The sequence below is a fragment of the Bacillus paranthracis genome (genome assembly GCF_001883995.1).
Classification (GTDB): domain Bacteria; phylum Bacillota; class Bacilli; order Bacillales; family Bacillaceae_G; genus Bacillus_A; species Bacillus_A paranthracis.
Genome location: NZ_MACE01000074.1, coordinates 31,809 through 54,595, shown reverse-complemented (window position 1 = coordinate 54,595; position 22,787 = coordinate 31,809). Strand labels below are relative to the sequence as shown.

Annotated in this window: 23 protein-coding genes and 1 riboswitch; of the genes, 15 read left to right on the top strand and 8 right to left on the bottom strand. The window is 35.5% G+C overall.

What is annotated here, in order from left to right; translation table 11 throughout:
* Positions 1–159: 159 nt before the first annotated feature.
* The 3 genes from BAQ46_RS25160 (at position 160) to BAQ46_RS25150 (ending at position 2,847) form a co-directional block, all read left to right on the top strand.
* Positions 160–1,275: a M20 peptidase aminoacylase family protein gene (locus tag BAQ46_RS25160; RefSeq protein ID WP_000853529.1), complete on the top strand. Its 1,116-nt coding sequence runs from the start codon at positions 160–162 to the stop codon at positions 1,273–1,275.
* Between the two features lie 213 nt (positions 1,276–1,488).
* Positions 1,489–2,097, top strand: coding sequence for an SAM-dependent methyltransferase (locus BAQ46_RS25155; RefSeq protein ID WP_061130627.1), 609 nt, complete (start codon positions 1,489–1,491; stop codon positions 2,095–2,097).
* 3 nt (positions 2,098–2,100) lie between these two features.
* Complete coding sequence (locus tag BAQ46_RS25150) at positions 2,101–2,847, top strand: hypothetical protein (protein WP_014893355.1); 747 nt, start codon at positions 2,101–2,103, stop codon at positions 2,845–2,847.
* Positions 2,848–2,898: 51 nt separating this feature from the next.
* On the opposite strand, the gene ahpF is transcribed toward BAQ46_RS25150, so the two are convergent.
* Both ahpF and ahpC read right to left on the bottom strand, forming a co-directional pair.
* A complete protein-coding gene (gene ahpF, locus BAQ46_RS25145) occupies positions 2,899–4,425 on the bottom strand; it encodes an alkyl hydroperoxide reductase subunit F (RefSeq protein WP_000599492.1) in 1,527 nt (508 codons plus the stop codon).
* Between the two features lie 14 nt (positions 4,426–4,439).
* Positions 4,440–5,003: an alkyl hydroperoxide reductase subunit C gene (gene ahpC, locus BAQ46_RS25140; RefSeq protein WP_000924422.1), complete on the bottom strand. Its 564-nt coding sequence runs from the start codon at positions 5,001–5,003 to the stop codon at positions 4,440–4,442.
* A gap of 588 nt (positions 5,004–5,591) precedes the next feature.
* On the opposite strand from ahpC, the gene mtnK reads away from it, so the two are divergent.
* From mtnK to BAQ46_RS25125, 3 genes are read left to right on the top strand one after another with little or no spacing between them, the layout of a single operon-like run.
* Positions 5,592–6,821 (top strand): S-methyl-5-thioribose kinase, encoded by a 1,230-nt coding sequence (mtnK, locus tag BAQ46_RS25135; protein ID WP_061130625.1) that lies wholly within the window; start codon positions 5,592–5,594, stop codon positions 6,819–6,821.
* Between the two features lie 12 nt (positions 6,822–6,833).
* On the top strand, positions 6,834–7,877 hold the full coding sequence (gene mtnA, locus BAQ46_RS25130; protein WP_000392482.1) for an S-methyl-5-thioribose-1-phosphate isomerase: 1,044 nt from the start codon (positions 6,834–6,836) through the stop codon (positions 7,875–7,877).
* 52 nt (positions 7,878–7,929) lie between these two features.
* Entirely contained in the window at positions 7,930–8,571 is a 642-nt protein-coding gene (locus tag BAQ46_RS25125) for an L-fuculose-phosphate aldolase (RefSeq protein WP_000926545.1), read from the top strand.
* 39 nt (positions 8,572–8,610) lie between these two features.
* On the opposite strand, the gene BAQ46_RS25120 is transcribed toward BAQ46_RS25125, so the two are convergent.
* From BAQ46_RS25120 to BAQ46_RS25110, 3 genes are read right to left on the bottom strand one after another with little or no spacing between them, the layout of a single operon-like run.
* A complete protein-coding gene (locus BAQ46_RS25120; protein WP_000613088.1) occupies positions 8,611–9,618 on the bottom strand; it encodes a FecCD family ABC transporter permease in 1,008 nt (335 codons plus the stop codon).
* Positions 9,615–10,655 carry a FecCD family ABC transporter permease gene (locus tag BAQ46_RS25115; RefSeq protein WP_000823048.1) on the bottom strand — a complete coding sequence of 347 codons (1,041 nt, stop codon included), beginning with the start codon at positions 10,653–10,655 and terminating at the stop codon, positions 9,615–9,617. The genes BAQ46_RS25120 and BAQ46_RS25115 overlap by 4 nt, the downstream gene beginning before the upstream one ends.
* A 48-nt stretch (positions 10,656–10,703) precedes the next feature.
* Positions 10,704–11,621, bottom strand: coding sequence for an iron-hydroxamate ABC transporter substrate-binding protein (locus tag BAQ46_RS25110; protein ID WP_000732578.1), 918 nt, complete (start codon positions 11,619–11,621; stop codon positions 10,704–10,706).
* 342 nt (positions 11,622–11,963) lie between these two features.
* Here BAQ46_RS25110 and BAQ46_RS25100 point away from each other — a divergent pair, with 342 nt between their 5' ends.
* Entirely contained in the window at positions 11,964–13,013 is a 1,050-nt protein-coding gene (locus tag BAQ46_RS25100) for an NAD(P)/FAD-dependent oxidoreductase (protein WP_001078293.1), read from the top strand.
* A 195-nt stretch (positions 13,014–13,208) separates the two neighbouring features.
* Here the strand turns inward: BAQ46_RS25100 and BAQ46_RS25090 are convergent, their stop codons facing one another.
* The gene (locus BAQ46_RS25090) at positions 13,209–13,577 is read right to left on the bottom strand and encodes a hypothetical protein (protein WP_000235473.1); all 369 of its coding nucleotides are present in this window, start codon (positions 13,575–13,577) and stop codon (positions 13,209–13,211) included.
* Positions 13,578–13,758: 181 nt separating this feature from the next.
* On the opposite strand from BAQ46_RS25090, the gene BAQ46_RS25085 reads away from it, so the two are divergent.
* From BAQ46_RS25085 to BAQ46_RS25060, 6 genes are all read left to right on the top strand, one after another.
* Positions 13,759–13,998 (top strand): helix-turn-helix domain-containing protein, encoded by a 240-nt coding sequence (locus tag BAQ46_RS25085; RefSeq protein ID WP_001004507.1) that lies wholly within the window; start codon positions 13,759–13,761, stop codon positions 13,996–13,998.
* A 236-nt stretch (positions 13,999–14,234) separates the two neighbouring features.
* Complete coding sequence (locus BAQ46_RS25080; protein WP_000051521.1) at positions 14,235–14,750, top strand: hypothetical protein; 516 nt, start codon at positions 14,235–14,237, stop codon at positions 14,748–14,750.
* A 20-nt stretch (positions 14,751–14,770) separates the two neighbouring features.
* Positions 14,771–15,220: a spore coat protein gene (locus tag BAQ46_RS25075; RefSeq protein ID WP_000432501.1), complete on the top strand. Its 450-nt coding sequence runs from the start codon at positions 14,771–14,773 to the stop codon at positions 15,218–15,220.
* A gap of 162 nt (positions 15,221–15,382) precedes the next feature.
* On the top strand, positions 15,383–16,051 hold the full coding sequence (locus BAQ46_RS25070; protein ID WP_001004282.1) for an LSm family protein: 669 nt from the start codon (positions 15,383–15,385) through the stop codon (positions 16,049–16,051).
* A gap of 237 nt (positions 16,052–16,288) precedes the next feature.
* On the top strand, positions 16,289–17,554 hold the full coding sequence (locus BAQ46_RS25065; protein ID WP_000434741.1) for a hypothetical protein: 1,266 nt from the start codon (positions 16,289–16,291) through the stop codon (positions 17,552–17,554).
* A gap of 425 nt (positions 17,555–17,979) precedes the next feature.
* On the top strand, positions 17,980–18,360 hold the full coding sequence (locus BAQ46_RS25060; RefSeq protein ID WP_000424100.1) for a hypothetical protein: 381 nt from the start codon (positions 17,980–17,982) through the stop codon (positions 18,358–18,360).
* A 27-nt stretch (positions 18,361–18,387) separates the two neighbouring features.
* Here BAQ46_RS25060 and BAQ46_RS25055 read toward each other — a convergent pair whose 3' ends face one another.
* Positions 18,388–19,020: a cyclase family protein gene (locus BAQ46_RS25055; protein WP_000862960.1), complete on the bottom strand. Its 633-nt coding sequence runs from the start codon at positions 19,018–19,020 to the stop codon at positions 18,388–18,390.
* An 86-nt stretch (positions 19,021–19,106) separates the two neighbouring features.
* A riboswitch (SAM riboswitch) is annotated at positions 19,107–19,219 on the bottom strand.
* Between the two features lie 149 nt (positions 19,220–19,368).
* Between BAQ46_RS25055 and BAQ46_RS25050 the strand changes: the two genes are divergently transcribed.
* Complete coding sequence (locus BAQ46_RS25050; protein WP_071743010.1) at positions 19,369–20,478, top strand: PRK06851 family protein; 1,110 nt, start codon at positions 19,369–19,371, stop codon at positions 20,476–20,478.
* 121 nt (positions 20,479–20,599) lie between these two features.
* On the top strand, positions 20,600–21,382 hold the full coding sequence (locus BAQ46_RS25045) for a nucleotidyltransferase domain-containing protein (protein ID WP_071743008.1): 783 nt from the start codon (positions 20,600–20,602) through the stop codon (positions 21,380–21,382).
* 13 nt (positions 21,383–21,395) lie between these two features.
* On the opposite strand, the gene BAQ46_RS25040 is transcribed toward BAQ46_RS25045, so the two are convergent.
* Positions 21,396–22,697 carry an MFS transporter gene (locus tag BAQ46_RS25040; RefSeq protein ID WP_071743006.1) on the bottom strand — a complete coding sequence of 434 codons (1,302 nt, stop codon included), beginning with the start codon at positions 22,695–22,697 and terminating at the stop codon, positions 21,396–21,398.
* Positions 22,698–22,787: the final 90 nt, after the last annotated feature.

Sequence of the window (22,787 nt, the reverse complement as noted above, 5' to 3'; positions counted from 1 at the left end):
TTTGTTTAGTTTGTAATATAGATGTAGAGTAAGCTTTTTTAGTGTTTAAAAATAAACAATTGACTTTTTTCTAAAAATTCAATATGTTCATAAAAACATCTGTTTTTCATAAGTATAATTAACCTGAATGGTTTGGAATTTGGGAAGGAGAATGTAGCTTTGAAAACATTAGAACTACAAGAGCGTTTAACTGAAATTTTTCAGCATTTACATGAAAACCCTGAAGTGAGTTGGAAAGAGTATGAAACGACAGCGTATATTACTAACTTTTTAAAAGAAGAAGGAATTTCATATAAAATATTTGATGATTGCCCAGGGGTGATTGCTGAAATTGGAAGCGGAAATCCTGTTATTGCGATTCGCGCTGATATGGATGCACTTTGGCAAGAAGTGAATGGAGAATTTAAAGCGAATCATTCGTGTGGTCACGATGCTCATATGACGATTGTAATGGGACTTATTTTACAATTAAAGAATATGAGATGGAAAAGTGGTACAGTTAGATTTATTTTTCAGCCAGCAGAAGAGAAAGGGAATGGCGCTTTAAAAATGGTAGAGAAAGGTGCTGTGGATGATGCGGATTTCCTATTCGGTGTTCATTTGCGCCCGATTGAAGAACTATCTTTGAAACAAGCTGCCCCATCAATTCGTCACGGAGCAGCAGGATTTTTAGAGGGTACGATTCATGGAGAAGATGCACATGGAGCACGCCCACATCAAGGGATAAATGCGATTGATGTTATTTCCATGATTAATATCGGTTTGAAAAACATATGGCTACCACCGCAAAGTTCCTATTCAGTAAAGATGACGAGGTGCCAAGCTGGTGGTGATAATTTAAATATTATTCCGGGTAACGGGCATTTTAGCTTAGATGTCAGAGCGGAGAGTAATACATTATTAGAAGAATTGAAGAAAAAAATAGAGCATGTCATAGAATCAGCTGCATCGATGGGATCGAAAACTTCATATGAGTGGATTGATCTCGCGCCAGGAGCTGAAGTTTCAGAAGAAGCTGAGCGATTTATGCGTAAAGGCATTCTTGAAGTGTATGGGGAAGATAAATGTACGGGACCACTTTATACGACAGGAAGCGATGATTTCCATTACTACACAGTGAAGAGACCACATTTAAAAGCTGTCATGCTTGGATTAGGAGCAGACCTACAACCTGGATTACACCATCCGTATATGAAGTTCGATCATAGTTGCATTATGGATGGGGTAGAAATATTAAAACAAACTGTATTGAAAGTGTTAGAAGACAGGGGCTAGGGAGCTCCTGTTTTTTGTAGAAATTTGTCGTTAAGTCGATATCCTTTGTCGAAACGTCGATATATTGAAAAAATCGTTGATATATTTGAAATTACGATAGATATATTGAGAAAATCGTCGATATAATTTCACGTACCTATTAATTTGATGAAAAATGAGCATCCAGTACATGGTGTATAATAATAAGTACCATTTCTTAATAGGAGAAAACGAATGAACGAACAATATTACGATGCAGTTTTACATATAAAAACAGTCGGTGAGCAAAAAGGATTTAACAAGTCTATGCATTATCATCGTTATGAACCGACGCCGTATAGCGGATTAGATGAGTTATTGAATCAATATGAAATACGAAGTAGCGACCGAATTGTAGACTTTGGATGCGGAAAAGGACGATTAAACTTTTATATGCATCATAAATGTGGTGCTTCAGCAGTTGGAATTGAAATGAATGAAGAGTTTTATAAAGAAGCGATGGATAATCGAGATCGTTATGCACGAAAGGTAAGAAACAGTAAAGATAAAATTGGGTTTGAATGCTGTTTAGCGCAGGAATATGAGATTGATCCACGTGATAACCGATTTTATTTCTTCAACCCATTTTCTGTACAAGTATTTATGAACGTAGTAAATAACATTTTACTTTCTGTAGAAGAAACGGGGAGAGAAGTGGATATTATTTTATATTATCCTTCTGAGGACTATATTTTCTTCTTAGAAAATCAGACTGCGTTTGAGTTGAAGAGGGAAGTAAGATTGCCTGGGGCTTATGAGAAGAATGGGAATGAGAGGTTTTTAGTGTATAGATTGGAGTGTTAATGTATGGGTGCTTGGGGAGTAGCAATATTATCAGACGATATTGCTGAAGATATTAAGTTACTATATAAGGATTTGTTAGCAAATGAATATTCAAATGAGGAAGCAAGTAGGATTGTAATTGAGGAGTACAAGAATGAATTAGATGATGAAGAAACTATTGCCTTTTGGTTAGTATTTGCTTCCATACAATGGAGGTTAGGGAGACTTCAAGAGAATGTTAAGCAGGAGGCATTGCAAATAATAGAGAGTGGTACAGATTTAGCTCGCTGGGAAGAAGAACCTAAATTACAGAAGAAACGTGAAGTAGTTTTAAATAAATTAAGAGAACAGTTAAATTCTCCGCAGCCAGAAGCGAAAAAAGTACCGAAGAGATTTATAGCTAATACTTCTTTAAAAGCAGGTGATGCTGTTAGTTATGAATTAGTATCGGGGAATTATATTATCCTTAAAGTCATTGAGATTGTTGAGGAATGGCATGGAGATCGATATCCTCTGTTCGAAATGTGTGATTGGGAAGGAAAAGAGGTTCCTTCAAAAGAAGAAATAGACCAATTAGAATTGAAAATAAAGATTTATGAGGGGGGAAAACAGGAAGTTGTAAAAATTGCTATTTATCCGGCCGGAAAAAGAGACAGCACATTAAAAAGAATCAAAGTAGTGGCAGAGGATGTAAAAGTAGTATTGGATATAGGGTCGCCGTATACAATACTATGTTGGAAGGATTTTGACGACTACGTAGATACATTGTAATAAAAAAGACGCATTACCTAATTGGTAATGCGTCTTTTACTCACGTCTATATTAGTTACGGATTAAGTAATCAAATGCACCTAAAGCTGCGTTTGCACCTGAACCCATAGAGATGATGATTTGTTTGTACGGATTATTTGTACAGTCACCTGCAGCAAACACTCCTGGTACGTTTGTAGCGCCGTGCTTGTCTGTTACGATTTCACCGCGAACGCGTTCAACTGTTTCGCCTAACCAGTCTGTGTTTGGAACAAGACCGATTTGTACGAATACACCTTGTAATTCAACGTGATGAACTTCTTCAGTTTCACGATCGATGTAAGAAATACCGTTTACTTTATCAGTACCAGTAATTTCTTTTGTTTGAACGTTTTTCAGAACAGTTACGTTTGGTAAGCTGTTAAGACGTTCTTGTAATACAGCATCAGCTTTTAATTCTGGCATGAATTCAAGAACAGTTACGTGCTTAACAATACCTGCTAAGTCGATAGCTGCTTCAATACCAGAGTTACCTCCACCGATAACTGCTACGTCTTTTCCAGTGAATAATGGACCGTCACAGTGTGGGCAGTATGCTACACCTTTATTTTTGAACTCAGCTTCACCTGGTACGCCAACATTACGCCAGCGAGCACCTGTTGAAACGATTACGCTCTTACTTTTCAGAATAGCGCCGTTTTCAAGTTCCACTTCAATAAGTTCTTTTTTCTCTAAACGTTTCGCACGTTGTAGATTCATTACATCGATGTCGTATTCTTTAACGTGCTCTTCAAGACTTGCTACTAGCTTAGGACCTTCAGTGCGTTTTACGCTGATGAAGTTCTCAATACCCATAGTATCCATTACTTGACCGCCGAAGCGCTCAGCAACGATACCAGTGCGGATGCCTTTACGTGCTGCATAAATTGCTGCACTTGCACCAGCAGGGCCGCCACCAACAACAAGAACATCGTATGGATCTTTATCAGAAAGCTCTGATGCATCTGGACCGTTACCCATTTTAGCTAAAATTTCTTCAAGTGTCATACGACCGCTGCCGAAAGATTCGCCGTTTAGGAAAACTGTTGGTACTGCCATGATGTCTTTGCTTTCTACTTCCTCTTTGAATGCAGCGCCATCAATCATAGTATGTGTAATACCAGAGTTAAGAACGCTCATTACGTTAAGAGCTTGTACAACATCAGGACAGTTATGACAACTTAGGCTGATATAAGATTCAAAATGATATTCGCCTTGAATGTTTTTAATTTGATCGATTAATTTTTGTTCAACTTTTGGAGCGCGTCCACTTACTTGTAGTAAAGCTAACACTAATGAAGTAAATTCGTGTCCTAATGGAATACCAGCGAATACGACACCAGTGTCTTCACCAGGGCGGTTTACGCTAAAGCTTGGTGTTCTCTCTAATTCAACTTTTTCTACTGTAATCTTAGATGACATAGTAGCTAATTCGTCTACTAGAGCTAACATATCTTTAGATACGTCATCGTCTCCTGCGCTTACTTTAAGTAAAATATCGTTCTCCATTAATTGAAGATATTGGGATAGTTGTGTTTTTATATCTGCATCTAGTATCATTTTGATCGAACTCCTTAGATTTTGCCTACAAGGTCAAGGCTTGGTTTAAGTGTAGCAGAACCCTCTTGCCATTTAGCTGGGCAAACTTCACCTGGGTTGTTACGTACGTATTGAGCTGCTTTAATTTTGTTAACAAGAATGCTTGCGTCACGGCCGATACCGTCAGCATTGATTTCCATAGATTGGATAACGCCGTCTGGATCGATGATGAATGTACCGCGAGCAGCAAGACCTTCTTCTTCCATTAAAACGTTGAAGTTTGTAGTGATTGTGCGAGTTGGGTCACCAATCATGATGTACTCGATTTTACCGATAGTTTCTGAGCTATCATGCCATGCTTTGTGAGTGAAGTGAGTGTCTGTAGATACAGAGTATACTTCAACGCCTAACTCTTTAAGAGTTGCATATTGGTTTTGTAAGTCTTCAAGTTCAGTTGGGCAAACGAATGTGAAGTCAGCTGGGTAGAAACAAACTACACTCCATTTTCCTTTTAAACTTTCGTCAGTAACTTGGATAAATTCTCCATTATGGTAAGCATTAGCTTTAAACGGTTTTACTTCTGTGCCGATTAATAACATATTAAAATTCCTCCTAAATGTTGGTTTTGAGCATCAAAAAATAGTGTGCTCATAAAATATATTTTTTAATTAACTATAATAATTCTAATTCGATATTAATTATCATATAGAAGTGGTTATTTTGTCAAGCGAATAAACGAACTTTATATCAATTTAATTAATATTTATTCTCAATTAAGGATAACAGGGAATGGAAAGGTAATTTTAAGTTTATAAATTTTCAATGAGTGCTTGAATGAGTAGTGTGTATGTTAGAGATATGATGTAAGTATAAATTCTTAGGAAGGAAATATTTCTTAGAAGTTGTCTTTTTGAAAAGGAACTGCGTATTTCTATTTTACAAAGAATTGTGTGATAAATAAAATAAAATGAACTAGAATCTTTTTGAACAATTTTTGTCCTCTCAAATATATAATTAGGAAGCATATTGCAATGATATAGAAACATTGACTCAAGATATTAACAAGATATAATAAAACCTAGATATACATTTCAAAAAGAAGAACATATATTATAGGATGAAAGATTTAATCCTATTATTTTTTATAGCTTTTAGAAAACGCTTACAATTAGTGTGGAGGGGAAACCATGTCTAAGTTCACGAAGTATTTTTTAATGGAAGCTAGCGATGTGATTGTATATGTGAAAGAGAAATTATGTAAGTTTGAACATGCAAAGGGGTTACAGTGTAAAGAAATAGGCGATGGTAATTTAAATTATGTATTCCGCGTTTGGGATGAACAGAAGAACATTTCTGTCATTGTAAAGCAAGCTGGGGATACAGCACGTATTTCAGATGAGTTTAAGTTGTCGACGAATCGTATTCGTATAGAATCGGATGTTTTGCAGTTAGAGGAAGAGTTAGCACCTGGACTTGTTCCGAAGGTGTATTTGTTTGATAGTGTGATGAATTGTTGCGTAATGGAAGACTTATCGGATCACACAATATTACGTACAGCACTTATACATCATGAAATATTTCCGAGGCTTGCGGATGATTTAACTACCTTTATGGTAAATACACTCTTATTAACATCGGATGTTGTAATGAATCATAAAGAGAAGAAGGAGCTTGTGAAGAATTATATAAATCCTGAGTTATGTGAGATTACAGAAGAACTCGTATACGCTGAGCCATTTACAAATCATAATAAGCGTAATGAGTTATTTCCGTTAAATGATGGATGGATTAGAGAACATATTTATAGTGATAAAGAGCTCCGTATAGAAGTAGCTAAACTTAAGTTTTCTTTTATGACGAATGCACAGGCGCTTATTCACGGTGATTTGCATACTGGTTCTGTTTTTGTAAAAAATGATTCCACAAAGGTAATCGATCCTGAGTTTGCCTTTTATGGACCAATGGGATATGACGTTGGGAATGTAATGGCGAATTTAATGTTTGCTTGGGTAAATGCAGATGCAACGATGTCAGCTGGAGCTGAGAAAGATACGTATATGGATTGGTTACAATCGACAATAATAGAGGTAATTGATTTATTTAAGAAGAAGTTTTTAGACGCTTGGGATATTCATGTGACAGAGATTATGGCGAAGGAAGAAGGCTTTAACGAAATCTATTTACAATCTGTATTAGAGGATACGGCTGCGGTGACGGGACTTGAGTTAATTCGTCGTATTGTTGGGCTAGCGAAAGTAAAAGACATTACTTGTATTGAGAATGAGGAAGCACGTGCTAGAGCGGAACGTATTTGTCTTCAAGTAGCGAAGAAATTTATTTTACGAGCGAATCAATATAAAACAGGTACAAGCTTTGTAGAAACGTTAAAAGAACAGTCAATGCACTACGCGAAGTAAGGGGAGAAGATGATGGAAGAGCAATTAATACCAATCCAGTGGAAAGATGATGCTTTAGTTTTATTAGATCAAACATTATTACCGAATGAGGTTGTCTATGAATCTTTTAAAACAGCTGAAGGTGTGTGGGATGCCATTCAAGTAATGAAAGTAAGAGGTGCGCCAGCGATTGGTGTTTCAGCAGCTTACGGGGTGTATTTAGGAGCCAAGGAAGTTACTCAAAATACGGTGGAAGAATTGATAGAGGAAGTAAAAAAGGTATGTGCATACTTAGCAACATCAAGACCGACAGCAGTAAACTTATTTTGGGCACTTGAAAGAATGGAGGCAGTCGCGACAGAGAACGCACACTTATCAATCGCCCAGTTGAAAGATAGATTACTAGAAGAGGCAAAAGAGATTCATAGAGAAGATGAAGAAATTAACCGTCACATTGGAGAACATGCACTAACATTATTCCATGATGGAATGGGAGTATTAACACATTGTAATGCAGGTGCGTTAGCGACGACTAAGTATGGTACTGCGACAGCTCCAATGTACTTAGCGAAAGAAAAAGGATGGGACTTGAAAATCTATTCAGATGAGACACGTCCTAGATTACAAGGTTCAACGTTAACAGCATTAGAATTGCAGCGAGCGGGAATTGACGTCACTGTCATTACAGATAATATGGCAGCTATGGTTATGTCACAAGGGAAGATTGATGCGGTAATCGTTGGATGCGACCGTGTGGCAGCAAATGGTGATATAGCAAATAAAATTGGGACATTAGGCGTATCTATTTTAGCGAAATACTACAACATTCCGTTTTATGTAGCAGCACCAACACCGACAATCGACTTAAAAACACCGACAGGAAAAGAAATTCCGATCGAGGAAAGGGATGCTTCTGAAGTGATTAATCGCTTTGGGCAATATTCTGCTCCGAAAGAAAGTAAAGTATATAATCCAGCATTTGACGTCACGCCACATGAAAATGTAACAGCGATTATTACGGAAAAAGGGATTGTAAAAGCACCGTTTACGGAAAACTTAAAAAAGCTATTTCAATAAGTAGATAGATACAAAGTCAGTCATCATAAGCTTCATACTTAGGGGGATGTATATGTTATTACAAAAAGAGAGAGAAGAAATTGTAGCGTATGGAAAGAAAATGATTTCTAGCGGTTTAACAAAGGGGACAGGCGGTAATATTAGTATTTTCAATCGGGAGCAAGGTCTTGTTGCCATTAGCCCAAGTGGTTTAGATTATTATGAAACGAAGCCTGAAGATGTAGTTATATTAAACTTAGATGGCGATGTAGTAGAGGGAGAAAGAAAACCATCAAGCGAACTTGATATGCATCTTATTTATTATAGAAAGCGTGAAGATATAAATGCGCTTGTGCATACACATTCTCCTTATGCAAAAACGATTGCATCATTAGGATGGGAACTGCCCGCAGTATCGTATTTAATTGCTTTCGCAGGCCCAAATGTTCGTTGTGCACCGTATGAAACATTTGGTACGAAGCAATTAGCAGAGGCTGCTTTTGAAGGGATGATTGATCGCCGTGCCGTTTTACTTGCGAACCACGGTTTAATTGCAGGTGCAAATCATATAAAAATGGCATTTACCGTTGCGGAAGAAATTGAGTTTTGTGCGCAAATTTATTATCAAACGAAAAGCATTGGGGAACCGAAGCTATTGCCAGAAGACGAGATGGAGAATTTGGCGAAGAAGTTTGAAGGGTATGGACAGCAGTAGAATAAAAACACCCTCAAGAAAAGATCTTGAGGGTGTTTTTTACGCCTTCTTAAGCAACAAATACATAAAGTAAGGAGCACCAATTAAAGCGACAACAATACCTGCTGGGATACCGTTAGGTTCAACGATATTTCGTCCGATTGTGTCTGCTAATAGTAATAGCCATCCGCCGATTAAAAGGGCGATAGGCATGAAGATTTGATGCCTTGGACCTACTAAAGATTTTGCAATGTGAGGAGCCATTAGTCCAATAAAGCTAATTCCTCCTGTTACGGAAACAGCTGCAGCTGCAAGCGCAACGGCCGCCACTAATAAGTATCTGCGTTCTTTTTCAATTTCAATTCCAACGCCAATTGCGACTGGTTCGTTTAATGCTAGAATGTTTAATCGGTTTGCTTTATAGAAAACGAACGGAATGAATACGATTAACCATGGGAGCATTGCTAAAACGAAGATCCAGTCATCTCCCCAAATATTTCCGGCAATCCATTTGGCGATAAAGTCCACTTTCATACGATCTGCGGATGAAATAAGGACGATCATCATTCCAGATAGTGCAAATGCAAAACCGATACCGGTTAATGTTAATCGCACCGGCTGAAGTCCAGTTGATTTACTATATGAAAATACGTAGATTAGAACAGCTGTCAGAAACGCTCCGATAAATCCAACGATAGGTAGTAAGTAAAGAAATGAACCTACATCTATTGGAAAGTATAAGAAGAAAATAGCAACAGCAACACCGGCCCCAGAGTTGATTCCGAGAATACCAGGTTCAGCTAAATCATTTCGGGTAATTCCTTGCAGAATAGCTCCTGATAAAGCGAGAGCCATACCAGCTAATAATGTAATGATAATTCTAGGTAGCCTTAAAGAGTATAAAACGAACTCCTCTTTAAAAGTTCCTTGTCCCATTAACGTTGGGAGTAGTCGATCATAAGATAAAGATGCTGAACCGAGCCCCATTCCAATTACAATAGTTGTAATGGTTAGTATAAGTAAAGCGAGTATGATAAGACGTTGTTTTCTTAGAATAGATGGTATCATGAGAACATTTTTCCTCCTTTACGTACAATGAATAGGAAGAATGGTAATCCTACAATTGCGACAATAGCAGCAACTGGTGTTTCGTACGGAGCGTTAATGGTACGTCCGATTGTATCTGCAAGTAGCATAAAGGAAGCCCCAGCAATTGCTGACATCGGTATAACAAATCGGTAATCTGGACCGACAATTGGGCGTACCATGTGAGGTACCATTAAACCGATAAATGCCATATTTCCGACAAGTGCTACAGACGCACCTGCAAGTAAGATAATAATGATAAATAGAATGGTTTTAATAACAATAATTTTTTGACCGAGTCCAATAGCCACTTCTTCACTGAAACTAAGAACTGTCAATTTTTTTGCTAGTAAGATAGCGATAAAGATACTAATTGAAATGACTGGAATAATAACTTTCAATTGGCTCCAAGTAGTTCCAATTACGCCTCCAGCAGTCCAAAGTGATACATCTTGTGAAATTTTGAAGTAAATGCCGACTCCTTCTGAAATTGCGAGTAGAAATGCTGAAACGGCAGCACCAGCTAATACAATTCGAAGAGGGGAGAGACCGCCTTTTTTCACCATACCAATTCCAAATACCATAATTGCACCAACTGCAGCACCGATAAAGCAAGCTAATGTTAAGTAAAGATAGCTGATGGAGGGATTGAAAGCAAGTGTTAGTGCAAGCGCAGCATTTGCTCCACCAGATAGCCCGAGTAATCCAGGATCTGCAAGTGGATTTCTTGTTAATCCTTGCATAATTGCTCCAGAAACAGCAAGTCCAGCTCCTACAAAAATAGCGGCAACTTCACGGGGCAAACGTATTTCGCGAATGATAGATATTTTATCCCCTTTAGCGGAGGAAGTGAGTGCTGACCATACGTCTTTTATTGAAGTATCTGCAGCACCTAATACCATTGCTACCATAAAAATAAGAAAGAATGCAATTATGCTTAAAATTAATTTGTATGTAAAAGCTATAGAACGTGTATTGTCATGTTCTTTTGTCATTCGTTTCACATCTTTTCTTTTCATAGAATAAAGGAAGAGGAATTCTTAAAATAAGAATTCCTCATGTTTGTATTATTTACCAAGAAAGCTCTTCTTGAAGAAGTCTAGTTGGAAATCTAATGTAAGTGGATCGTTGAAATAGAATTCCATCATGTTTGCTTCGTATACACGATTATTTTTTACTGCTGGGATGTTTTTATATGATTCTGTCTCTTGGAATGAGTTATCAGTATCTTTGTTTTTACTTACGATTAAGTAATCACCAGCAAACTCAGGTAATACCTCAGTAGATAATGCGTAGTAACCTTCTTTTAATGCTTTTTCTTTTACTTTTTCAGGCATTTTTAATTTCATTTCTTGGTACAGAATTTCTGTTCCGCGGCCCCAGTTCTCGCCGTATACATAAAGCTGTTTGTTGAAGTTTTCTACAACAGAAACTGTAGCATCTTCACCGATTTTTGCTTTAATTTCTTTACCAGCTTCTTGTGCACGTTTCTTGAAGTCATCAACCCAAGTTTTTGCTTCTTTTTCTTTGTTTAATAACTTACCAATTTCTAAATGCTGTGTTAAGTAATCAACTTTTCCGTAAGTGTATGTTACAGTAGGAGCGATTTTCTTTAACTTATCAACATTTTTAATATTTGATAAACCGATGATTAAATCTGGATTTAGTTCAGCGATTTTTTCAACATTTTCATCTGATACTTCAGCAACGTCTTTAAGTTTGCTATCAAAACGTGGGTTTTGTTTAGACCATGAATCTACCCCAACAAGATTTACACCTAATGACATTACGTTACCAGCGAATGATGATAAAACAACAACGCGTTTTGGATTTGCAGGAACTTCTACTTTACCATTTTCAGATTGGTATGTAATGGTTTCTGATTTACTACCTTTTGCATCGTTCTTTTTGTCTGTAGAGCCATTGCTACAAGCGCTCATAACAAGGACGAAAAGAACTGTTAGTGAAATAAATAACTTTTTCATCGTCTGTCTCCTTTAAATAGATGATATGTGTATACAATAATTTGTTTAACTGCAATCTTTTTGAAAGAGTAGTGGTAATACAAAATGTTTATTAAAAATTTTGAATGTGTTTTGAATGTGAGATGTCACAATATAGTATTAACCATACTAATAAAAGAAGATGTAATCTCAAATTTTCTAATTATTAACAAATTGATAATGATTATCACTATTGATTCATTAAATAATATAATTTTATCTAGTTGTATTGTCAATAGTAATTTTAATTGTAAATTTTGCGGAAACAGGTTATATTTTATTGAGAATGATAATCAATGATTAGTAGCTGAGGAGTGAGCACGAATGAATCGAGAAGAATTGTTTGATGTAACTGTGATAGGCGGAGGACCTGCAGGGCTTTATTCAGCTTTTTATAGTGGACTCAGAGAAATGAAAACGAAAATAATAGAATTTCAACCACAGCTAGGTGGAAAAATACATGTTTATCCAGAGAAGATGATTTGGGATGTAGGAGGACTATTACCAGTTACAGGTGATAAATTAATTGAGCAACTTGTACAACAAGGGTTAACATTTCAGCCGGAAGTTGTATTAAATACAAAAGTAGAATCGATTATTCGTAATAAAGATGGCACTTTTACGTTAAAAGCAAACGATGGAAAAGAACACTTTTCAAAAACAGTTATTGTGGCAACTGGAAGTGGTATATTGAAACCACAAAAGTTATCAATTGAAGGTGCTGAGCGATTTGAAGTATCGAATTTAAATTATACAGTGAAGTCTTTAAAGCGTTTCAAAGATAAAACGATCATTATTTCCGGCGGAGGAAATTCTGCCGTTGATTGGGCAAATGAATTAGAACCAATCGCGAAAAAAGTATATGTAACATATAGAAAAGAAGAATTATCTGGTCATGAAGCACAAGTGAAGCAACTGCTGAACAGCTCAGCTGAGTGTTTCTTTCATACATCGATTACAAAATTAATTGCTGGTGATAGTCATGAAGCGATTGAATATGTAGAATTAACGAATCATGAGACAGGTGAAGTTTCTCATTTACCTATTGATGAAGTTATTATTAATCATGGATATGAACGTGACATTACATTATTAGAAAATAGTGAGTTAGACGTTGCGATTATAGATAATTTTTATATTGCAGGGAATGCAAATAGTGAGTCTTCAGTAGACGGATTATATGCTGCTGGGGATATTTTAAAGCATGAAGGAAAATTACACTTAATTGCGGGAGCATTCCAAGATGCTGGAAATGCTGTGAATAAAGCGAAACAATTTATTCAGCCAGATGCAAGTGAGTATGGAATGGTTTCTTCGCATAATGAGGTATTTAAGAAGAGAAATCGAGAATTGATTAAGCAGATGATGAAATAGTAAAGGAACAAGTATACCCCCATTTACTTCTCTATTCGAATGACGAGAGAAGTAAATGGGGGTTTTCCTGTTTACTATATTTTCAATCATTATAATGACACCGGTTTCATCAGTTCATGTGACATGAACGTTTTATTTATAAATCTCCCTAGAAAATAATGAATCTATGTTTTGCTGACGCAGAACTGTATTACATTATGCTGTTCCTTTAGCTCGTTCGTTAGGAAATGGCATGTTTAATATAGAAGCAATGTACTGTTTTCCATGCATTCGAGCTAATGATTCTAATATTTGGCGAACACGTTTTGTAAGATGACCTTGTTTTTTTATTTCCTCACAATATGCGTCATAGAAAACGTATTTAGCCCAAAGGAAATCATCTTGTTGGAATAAGAAATGATTTTTGTACCATTCTCCAATTGTATGGTAACAATTGTTTTCCTGTATTGCTACGCTTTGAGAAAGAATACGATCAGATAAAGATGCAGTTAAATGAGAAATTGTGTTTTCTGTTTCAATTTGTAATGTTTTTTCTAACATTGTAATGATGTGACGAGTAGCCATATGTTAACTCTCCTTTGTGTAAATGGGTAATACCATTCTATATTTAAAAAATTCTTACTATACACTATTATACAATATATGGAATGCATCTACCTGCTTTTTAGGTTGCATTTACAAAATCTTTTTTATTTGTTTACAAAAATAAAGTAAGATACAGTATATAGGAAAAAATAATAAAGGAATGAACGAGTTGTATATAACAGTAGAAGAAGCTGCGGAGTATTTGAATTTACCAAAGTCGTATATTGAAGAGTTAATTCAGCAAAAGAAAATTCGTGCACTATTTGATGGAGAGCAATATTTATTAAATAAAGAACAATTCAATACACATTTAGAACAAATGGAGAAATATAAGCAATTAGTGGAAGAAATATTGAACGAACCAATTCCAGAAGATATGGATGTTAAAGACGAAGATTAAACTATGGGAAATCCCTTATGAAGATATGCAGAAATGTATTTTCATAAGGGATTTTTTTGTTTAAAGATATTAAAAGCATAAGGAGTTCTTAGCCTTTCCTCAAATTTTGATAGGTAGTAGTCTACCATGTTAAAAGCATATTTTTTTCTAGCTAGGACAAACATAGAGAACGTAACCTGTACAGATACATATACTATCAGTGCAAAAGCTTATAAATTAATGGAAGGGGTTTTCTCGTGAGTTTATTTCATTGTGATTTTTTGAAAGACTTAATTGGATCTTTTGTGAGAGTAAACAGGGGTGGTCCAGAATCTCAAAAAGGAACAATAATATCAGTATGTCCGGACTACTTCGTATTGCAGAATGAAAAAGGTGAACTTTATTACTATCAACTTAAACATCTAAAGAGTATCACAAAAAATGCGAAAGAATGTGGATCAAGTGATTGCGAGTGGGAAGATTGCGCCTGTGCAGAAGACTTTGAAGAACTGCTTGAAAGTTTCAAATATTGCTGGGTGAAAATTAATCGCGGTGGTCCAGAGAAAGTGGAAGGCATTTTACAAGATGTTTCTTGTGACTTCGTAACATTAATCGTAAAAGAAGAAATTATCTTAATTGCAATAAAGCATATTAAAAGTGTTAACTATAATGCTTTAGCTTGTGGAGAGAGCGATGAGAGCGACGATAGTAAGGAAAGTAGCAATAATTCAGGTCGTGCTCGTGCACAAAGACAATCAAGTAGAGGAAGATAATAAGAAAGGGGGATACGAAATTGGAGAATGTATTATGTTGTGACCAAATTAAATGTTTAGTTGGTGAGACTGTCAAAGTAAACCTTCGCGGACCAGAAAGTCGAGTTGGTGAGCTTGTATCGTTAGGCAAAGATTATCTAACGTTACAATTACCACATGGTGAATTAGTATATTATCACTTGAAGCATGTGAAGAGTCTAGTTAAGAAAGTAAAAGAAAGTAAATGTGGTGATTGCTATAGTTCATGTTTCTGCTCTGATGAGGATACTTTTCTAGATATATTAAAAGACTTGAAGTATAAGTGGGTAAAAATTAATCGTGGTGGTCCAGAATGTGTGGAAGGTTTGTTAAGTGAGGTACACCATGGCTGCATTACACTAGTAAACTGCGATGAAGTGATTTATGTAGTTAAGTCTCATATTAAGAGTGTGAGTCAAGTAGTTAAATGTAAAAAGAATGAAGATGAATAATGTTTAATAAATAAGAGGGGCATTATGAGGGAAAGAGAAGAACAATTTCTTATTTCAATAGTATGAAAAGGAATTACTTACTATTAAAACAGAACTTTGCCCTGATTATTTTTTTAGAAATGAAAGACAGGAAAGAAGAAATTCATAGGAAGGAGGATATAGATGAATGAGTTAAACAAAAGTATTGGAGAAAATATATATGTTAAATTAATTGGTGAAAAAAGGTTTAAAGGTGTATTAATAGACGTAGGAAATGATATCGTTGTTCTTTACAATGGACAAGACTACGTATATATATCTTTATACCATGTACAATATTATAAATTTTTACGATCACATGATGAAGAAATCTTAAAACCAGATGTGGATTCTGTAATTAAGAGAGAGTCACCTTCAATTTCTTTGAGGAAAGTATTAAGTACTTCCAAAGGGATTTTTACGGAAATTTATGTAGCAGGAAATGCTCCAATACATGGGTATGTTACAAGTGTAATGAACGATTATATTGTTTTTTATAGTCCAGTTTATAAAACTGTATATATATCTTTAAAACACTTGAAATGGTTAATTCCGTATAAAGAAAATCAAGTGCCTTACGCCCTCAATAAAAATGAACTCCCCGTGAATCCCTTAAATATTACGTTAGCTCGAACGTTTGAAGAACAACTTATTAAAATGTCTGGAAAAATTATGGTGTTCGATTTAGGTGAGGAATATAATAAAATCGGAAAGATGGCGAAGATTGATGAAGGGCATATTGAAATATTAAAAGCGCGTGATGCGAAAATGTATGTAAATATTCAACATGTAAAATCTGTCCATTGTCCGTAAGTTAATTGAAAGGGCTGGCTTTTTCTTTTATATGCAGAAGAAAAGGTCGAGCCTATTTGTTTAGCTTGATCTGAATATGAGGGGAAAAATGAATTGAATATAAATATGTTAGTATGACTGTTGAAGAGGAAATTTTGTACTAAATTATAAAGAATATGTACGAGCTATCTTTTGATGTATTCAATTTATTTTTTTGAGGGAGAACTGCTTAACTAATATATTAAAGGGGTTTTGTTGGTGGAGCAGTTTCCAAATTCGTTATCGATTACATTACTTGGTAGTGCTGGTGGAGCAGCAAAAGCAGTTTTAGCGATTTTAAATCAAGCGATAGTAAATGAAAAAGACCCGATTTATGAAGTGATAAAGAATGTTACATTTTATTTGGTTGATATAAAACAAAAAGATAGGACGTATTATGACGAGTTGTTTCCAAATTTGGAAGATCAATTGTTTTTATCCGAAATAGATCTCCAAGATGTAGTGACATTTAAAAAACATTTAAAAGAAAGTAGTACGAGCGTTGTGATTGATGTTTCAGGGGCAGATACGATCAGAGTATTAAGCTGTTGTAATGAACTTGGAATTTGTTATATTAATTCAGCTTTGGAAAACGAGGCAGTAGATCAGGACGATAGTTTAATCGGCTTTCAGCTTACGGAAAGATATACGAGATTTGAGAAGGAAAAAGATAAATTTAAAAATACAAAAGCAATTATAGGCTCAGGTATGAATCCAGGTGTCGTTCAATGGATGGTTGTTGAACTTATGAAGGAACGCCCGAATGAAAAGCCAAGAGCATGCTATATAGTAGAACATGATACGTCATTTTTGAATGATACAGCACTTATAAAGCCTCATACACTGTATGCTTCATGGGCAGTAGAGCGATTTCTAGATGAAGCGATATGGAGTTATCCGATGTATATGAGTCATCATCGTCCTCTTTACTTTTATGAAGATGTATATGCTTCAGAGTATAAAGTAAAGTTGGGAGAGAAAGAATTTTATGGTTGTTTGATGCCGCATGAGGAAGTTTTAATTTTAGGGAAAAACTTTAACATGGAAGTAGGGTTTCTTTACCGAATTAACGAGTATACAACAAATATAATTAGACAGAACTTAGATAAGGTAGAAGATCTATGGAATTGGAATCGTAAAGTATTTAATCCAGCCGAAGAAGAGATTGCGGGCGAGGATCTAGTCGGTGTATTACTCGTTTATGAAAATAGCGAGACCTATATGTATAACGTGATGAATAGCAGTCAAGTTTTTCATAAATATAAAACGAATGCGACATACTTCCAAGTAGGATGTGGCATTTATGCTGGCTTGTGTAGTTTACTGTTCGATAACTTTAAACAAGGTGCCTATTATGTAGAGGAATTATTATTAAATACAGAAAGTAAGTACGGAGAATATTTGAATTTATATATGAATGATTTTGTAGTTGGTGGAAATGACTTTACGGATGGATTGCTACATGATCGAGTAAGGTGGATATAAATTGTGATGAAAAGGAAGGGGAAATCTCCTTCCTTTTCTCGTTATAAGGTTACAGATTGCTCTGAAAGTAATTTCCTTATCATTTAATGAGATAATATGTAGAGTTTTTGTATTGATCATGAGGAGTAGCAAGGAAGTATTGCGATTCAAAGTAGCGGAGAGCTAGGAATGAAGGTGGAGATTTTTTTACCGATAGCATAATGCGCTAGAAGAAAATATTTTTCAGAAAAGTGTTCTTGTTGCGTAAATATAAACATTTTATAAAATGTTTCGAGAAGGGTTTTTTTTATAAAATACTTCGTTTATAATGGAGGAAAATATCGACATGAGATTTGTTATTCATGTAACGGTTCGGTAGTGTTAGAAAAAGAAGGGGTGCACGCGCATCCTTTTTTCTATGCAGATATTATGAAAGAGGTGGTATGATGGAATTAACATTAAATTCGACTGTATGCTTACACGCGATTCAATTTCGAAAAGAGCAAAAGAATTATATTGTAAAAGATACAATTACAGGAGAAAAATATGAAATGCCGCCACTTTGGATTGATGCATTGGCAATGATGCGTGACGGTTTTTTATTAGGGGAAATTGAGGAGAAATTAAAAGAAGAGTATCCGGAAGAAGAAATAAATATGTTAGCATTTACGAGGCAACTGTTAGAGCTAGAACTTGTCGGAATGGTCGATGGGGAAGAAATAGCTTGTACAAAGAAGAAAGAGAAAGATTATTTAGCTTGGTTACGTCCTCGCGTTGAGCAATTCTTTCTTAGTTTAAATAAAAGAAATAGAAGCAAAGGTCAATGATGATCTTTGCTTTTTTGTATAGTTTGTTTAAAAAATTACAGCGAATGCTCTTGCGAAAGCACCGTCGCTATTTTTAATTTTTAAAGGTGCCGCTGAGAAAAAGAAACGTTTCGCATTAATGGCATCTAAGTTTGTTAAGTTTTCGATTAAATAAATATTATTCCCAAGTAGTATGTGATGGATTGGCGATGTTTCTGTCGTTACCTCGTCAGGAGAAATGAAATCTAAACCGACAGATTTTACTTTTAATTGAACTAATTCTTCAGCTAATTCTTCGGAAAGATAAAAGGCTTCTTGTTCATACGCTTCTGTATTCCATTTATTAGATAGGTTGGAATGGAAAATGACAATATCACCTTCTTTTATGTCAGCATTGTGTAATACTTCTTTAGGTAGTTTTCGTTCTTGTACATGAGTTACGTCGATAAGAACAGCTTCACCTACAAATTGGTCTAGGGGCAATTGATCAATAGTCGTTGCGCCTGAAATGAAATGAGCAGGAGCATCACAATGTGTACCAACATGAACGACAGAATGAAAATCTGTAACTTGATAACCTGTTTCTTCAACGCTTGTAATGGCTTCTAAATTGATTTTTGGTGTTCCAGGAAATTGAGACATATTGTTTTCAAATGTTTGGGATAGGTCAATTACTTTCACTTTAAATACCTCCAAGTATATATTTTGAAATATAAAAAACTCACCTTTCATAATCAAGAAAGATGAGTTTTGCACACAATAGTTACGTTTTATCTTTCAAAATGCAATGCATTTTGCAGGAATTAGCACCTATTCAGTTTGTATAAACTGAGGTTGCTGGGCTTCAAAGGGCCGGTCCCTCTGCCTCTCTTGATAAAGGTATATTCAATTTAAAGTTCGGAATTTTCGTGATAATAAAATTGTAATTCATTTCCTTTTTCTGTGCAACACAAAATAGGTATTCACCCAAATAAAGTTGCTCGCATATTGTAGCTTATGTAAATAGAATGCTGCGAAGGAGTGAGTGCAGTGACAGGGAATGTATTGAATTATTATGCTGGTGGAAATACAGCTAGAGGATTTCATAATTTATATGAAGAGAATTTAAAAGGACTAAACAGATTATTTATTTTAAAGGGTGGACCTGGAACGGGAAAATCTTCTTTAATTAAGGTAATAGGTCGTGAATGGGTTGAAAAGGGATATGATATTGAATTTTTACACTGTTCTTCTGATAATAAATCGGTTGATGGTGTCATTATCCCGAAGTTAAAAGTAGGAATTGTTGATGGAACATCACCGCATGTTATTGAGCCAAAAATGCCAGGAGTTGTCGAGGAGTATATTAATTTAGGAATTGCTTGGGATTCAGATAAGTTAAGAAAGCAGAAAGTGGAAATTGAACGATTTGTTTCAGAAGCAAGCAAAGCTTTTCAAGCTGCTTACGCTTGTTTTAACGAGGCATTAGTTATACATGATGAGTGGGAGAAAATATATATTAGTAATATTGATTTTAATAAAGCGAACGAACTAACCGAGCAGCTCATTCAGAAATTATTTACAGATAAAGTTGGGAAACAATCGCTTGTGAAACATCGGTTTTTAGGAGCAGCTACACCGAAAGGAGCAGTTGATTTTGTTCCTAATTTAACAGAAGGATTACCACATCGTTATTTTATAAAAGGACGCCCAGGTTCTGGAAAATCAACAATGCTCAAAAAATTAGCTAAGGCAGCAGAAGAAAAAGGATTTGAAGTTGAAGTATATCATTGTGGGTTTGATCCAAATAGTCTTGATATGGTGATCGTAAGAGAATTAGGGTTTGCGATTTTCGATAGCACCGCACCACATGAATATTTTCCGAGCCGCGAAGGTGATGAAATTATAGATATGTATGCCCTTATTGTAACACCAGGGACGGATGAGAAGTATGCGGAGGAAATTCGTGACGTCTCTATTCAATATAAAGCAAAAATGAATGAGGCGATGTCTTTTTTAGCGAAAGCGAAATCAGTTCGTGATAAATTAGAACGAATTTATATTGCTGCTATGGACTTTTCAAAAGTAGATGCATACAAAGAGGAGATCCAAAAAGAGTTTGAACGAATTGCGGTTAGTGTAACTGAAAAGAACAAGTAAAAAATAACGAATTTTGACAGGCTGTCGGAAATTTTCTGACAGCTATTTTAGTATGTAGTAAACTTAGTAATATATTTGTCGAATTTCCAAGGAAATAATCAAAAAATGGAGAGGGTATGAAATGAGAGAGAAAATTAAGTTGGAGTTAGAACGAATTGAGAAAGAAAATGATGTGAAAATTTTATTCGCTGTGGAGTCAGGGAGTCGTGCATGGGGATTTCCATCAAAAGATAGTGATTATGATGTTAGATTCGTTTATATGCACCCGGTAGAATGGTATTTATCCATTCATGATAAACGAGATGTAATTGAGTATCCGATTAGTGATGATTTAGATATAAGCGGATGGGATATTAAAAAAGCGTTACAACTATTTGCAAAGTCAAACCCAGCTTTACTCGAATGGATTCGATCACCCATTTTTTATTCGAAAAACTCTAATTTTCCAGAACAGCTTCAGCAAATGAGTGAAAAGAACTTCGATCCGAAAGCAACGATATATCATTACTTACATATGGCTTCAAAAAATTATCGTGAATTTTTGCAAGGTGAGAATGTAAAATTAAAAAAGTACTTTTATGTATTGCGTCCTATTTTGGCTTGTAAGTGGCTAGAGGAGAAAACAACTTTGCCTCCTGTAGAATTCGATCGATTAATTACAGAATTATCATTGGAGCGTAGCGTATTAGATGAAATTGAACAGTTGTTAATAAAGAAAAAGGCAGGTACTGAATTAGATGTTGGATTAAAAATTGATGTGTTGAATCAATTTTTAGAAGAACAAATTCATTACTATCAGCAATATGTAAAAGGAATTGAAAAGGGATCAGGGATCGATATTGAGAGTTTAAATACATTGTTTCGAGATATGTTGTTTGCGGTATACGAAAAAGAGCACAAGTAAGTTTGTGCTCTTTTTATTTTGTAGGAATAAAGAAAACAGATATAGCTGCAAGAAGACCTGCAAATGAGAATAAGTAAAAATTCCATACTAAGTCATATTGCATTGTCATAATAATACCGACAAGAATAGGACCAGTAATTGCGCCAACTCGGCCAAGTCCAAGTCCCCAGCCTAAGGAAGTAGCTCGGATATGGGATGGGAAGTATTGTGTCACATATGCATTTAATATTTGAGTAATACCGACCGATCCAATTCCAGCAAGACCAATTAAAAGATAAATGATTGTAACAGATGGTTTAATTGTTAATAGTCCAATACATACAGCTGCCATAAGATAGGAAATGCTAATAACAATTTTGGCTCCTATACGATCTGCGATTGCTCCAGCAAATAATGCACCGATAGCGGCGGTAATATTTAGCATAAGTAGAAATGATAAACTAGATCCAAGAGGATATCCTGCCTGTCGCATCATCTGAGGTAACCAAGTATTTAAACCGTATATTAAAAACATCCCCATTATATAAGTGATCCAAAAAAGCAGCGTTGCTTTTATGTATTCTTTTGAGAATAAAGTAAGAAATCTATTTTTCTTTCGTATATTAGATGGGGGTTGATGAGTTTTCTCTTTTGCATGGAATTCAATTTGAAAACGATTAAGAATTTTATCCACTTCTTCTTGGCGGTTACGTGATAACAAAAATTGAATGGATTCAGGTAAATAACGAATAATGAAAGGAATGAGGAGTAGTGGAATCATTCCGATGCCAAACATAATTCTCCATCCGAAGTCTTCTAACATAAACATGGACAAAATAGCGCCTAACACGATACCTAAAGGATAGCCAGTAAACATAAGAGCATAAATAAAAGATTGTCGCTTTTTGGGTGAATATTCAACAGTAAGTGCGGAAGCTGTAGGAATGACACCGCCTAGTCCAATTCCTCCGATAAATCGCCATAGTCCAAATAATTCAGGAGAAGGAGCAAGTGCAGCTAGGCCCATTGTAGTAGAAAAAAGTGCTAAACAGCATATAAGTGTCCATTTTCGTCCAATTAGATCTGTAATAGTTCCAACTAGAATAGCGCCAATAAACATTCCAAACAAAGCATAGCTTGCAATTGTACCAGCATGAGCTGGTGATAGTGCCCAGCTGTTGTCTTCCAGTAGCTTAGGCAGAACGGCCCCGTAAATACCTAAATCATAGCCGTCAGCTAGAATGGCTAGCCAACAAATAAAAACAACAAGCTTTGTAATAGAGTTCGAAAAGATAGTTTTTGTAGGTTCTAGATGAGGTGGAGCTGAAGGTTGCATAATGTTCACCCCTTTTGATTTGTAGATGAATATATTATTTCATTTGATGTTAATATTTCCCTTCTTATGTCGGGATTTATATGAAAAAGT

Excerpts from the sequence above, each read along its gene's own strand:
- BAQ46_RS25045 (WP_071743008.1), top strand. The coding sequence starts at position 20,600 with ATGAGAGAGAAAATTAAGTTGGAGTTAGAACGAATTGAGAAAGAAAAT.
- BAQ46_RS25150 (WP_014893355.1), top strand. The coding sequence starts at position 2,101 with ATGGGTGCTTGGGGAGTAGCAATATTATCAGACGATATTGCTGAAGAT.
- BAQ46_RS25125 (WP_000926545.1), top strand. The coding sequence starts at position 7,930 with ATGTTATTACAAAAAGAGAGAGAAGAAATTGTAGCGTATGGAAAGAAA.
- BAQ46_RS25085 (WP_001004507.1), top strand. The coding sequence starts at position 13,759 with ATGAACGAGTTGTATATAACAGTAGAAGAAGCTGCGGAGTATTTGAAT.
- BAQ46_RS25110 (WP_000732578.1), bottom strand. The coding sequence starts at position 11,621 with ATGAAAAAGTTATTTATTTCACTAACAGTTCTTTTCGTCCTTGTTATG.
- mtnK (WP_061130625.1), top strand. The coding sequence starts at position 5,592 with ATGTCTAAGTTCACGAAGTATTTTTTAATGGAAGCTAGCGATGTGATT.
- ahpC (WP_000924422.1), bottom strand. The coding sequence starts at position 5,003 with ATGTTATTAATCGGCACAGAAGTAAAACCGTTTAAAGCTAATGCTTAC.
- BAQ46_RS25120 (WP_000613088.1), bottom strand. The coding sequence starts at position 9,618 with ATGATACCATCTATTCTAAGAAAACAACGTCTTATCATACTCGCTTTA.
- BAQ46_RS25040 (WP_071743006.1), bottom strand. The coding sequence starts at position 22,697 with ATGCAACCTTCAGCTCCACCTCATCTAGAACCTACAAAAACTATCTTT.
- mtnA (WP_000392482.1), top strand. The coding sequence starts at position 6,834 with ATGGAAGAGCAATTAATACCAATCCAGTGGAAAGATGATGCTTTAGTT.
- BAQ46_RS25155 (WP_061130627.1), top strand. The coding sequence starts at position 1,489 with ATGAACGAACAATATTACGATGCAGTTTTACATATAAAAACAGTCGGT.
- BAQ46_RS25060 (WP_000424100.1), top strand. The coding sequence starts at position 17,980 with ATGGAATTAACATTAAATTCGACTGTATGCTTACACGCGATTCAATTT.
- ahpF (WP_000599492.1), bottom strand. The coding sequence starts at position 4,425 with ATGATACTAGATGCAGATATAAAAACACAACTATCCCAATATCTTCAA.
- BAQ46_RS25115 (WP_000823048.1), bottom strand. The coding sequence starts at position 10,655 with ATGAAAAGAAAAGATGTGAAACGAATGACAAAAGAACATGACAATACA.
- BAQ46_RS25090 (WP_000235473.1), bottom strand. The coding sequence starts at position 13,577 with ATGGCTACTCGTCACATCATTACAATGTTAGAAAAAACATTACAAATT.
- BAQ46_RS25100 (WP_001078293.1), top strand. The coding sequence starts at position 11,964 with ATGAATCGAGAAGAATTGTTTGATGTAACTGTGATAGGCGGAGGACCT.
- BAQ46_RS25070 (WP_001004282.1), top strand. The coding sequence starts at position 15,383 with ATGAATGAGTTAAACAAAAGTATTGGAGAAAATATATATGTTAAATTA.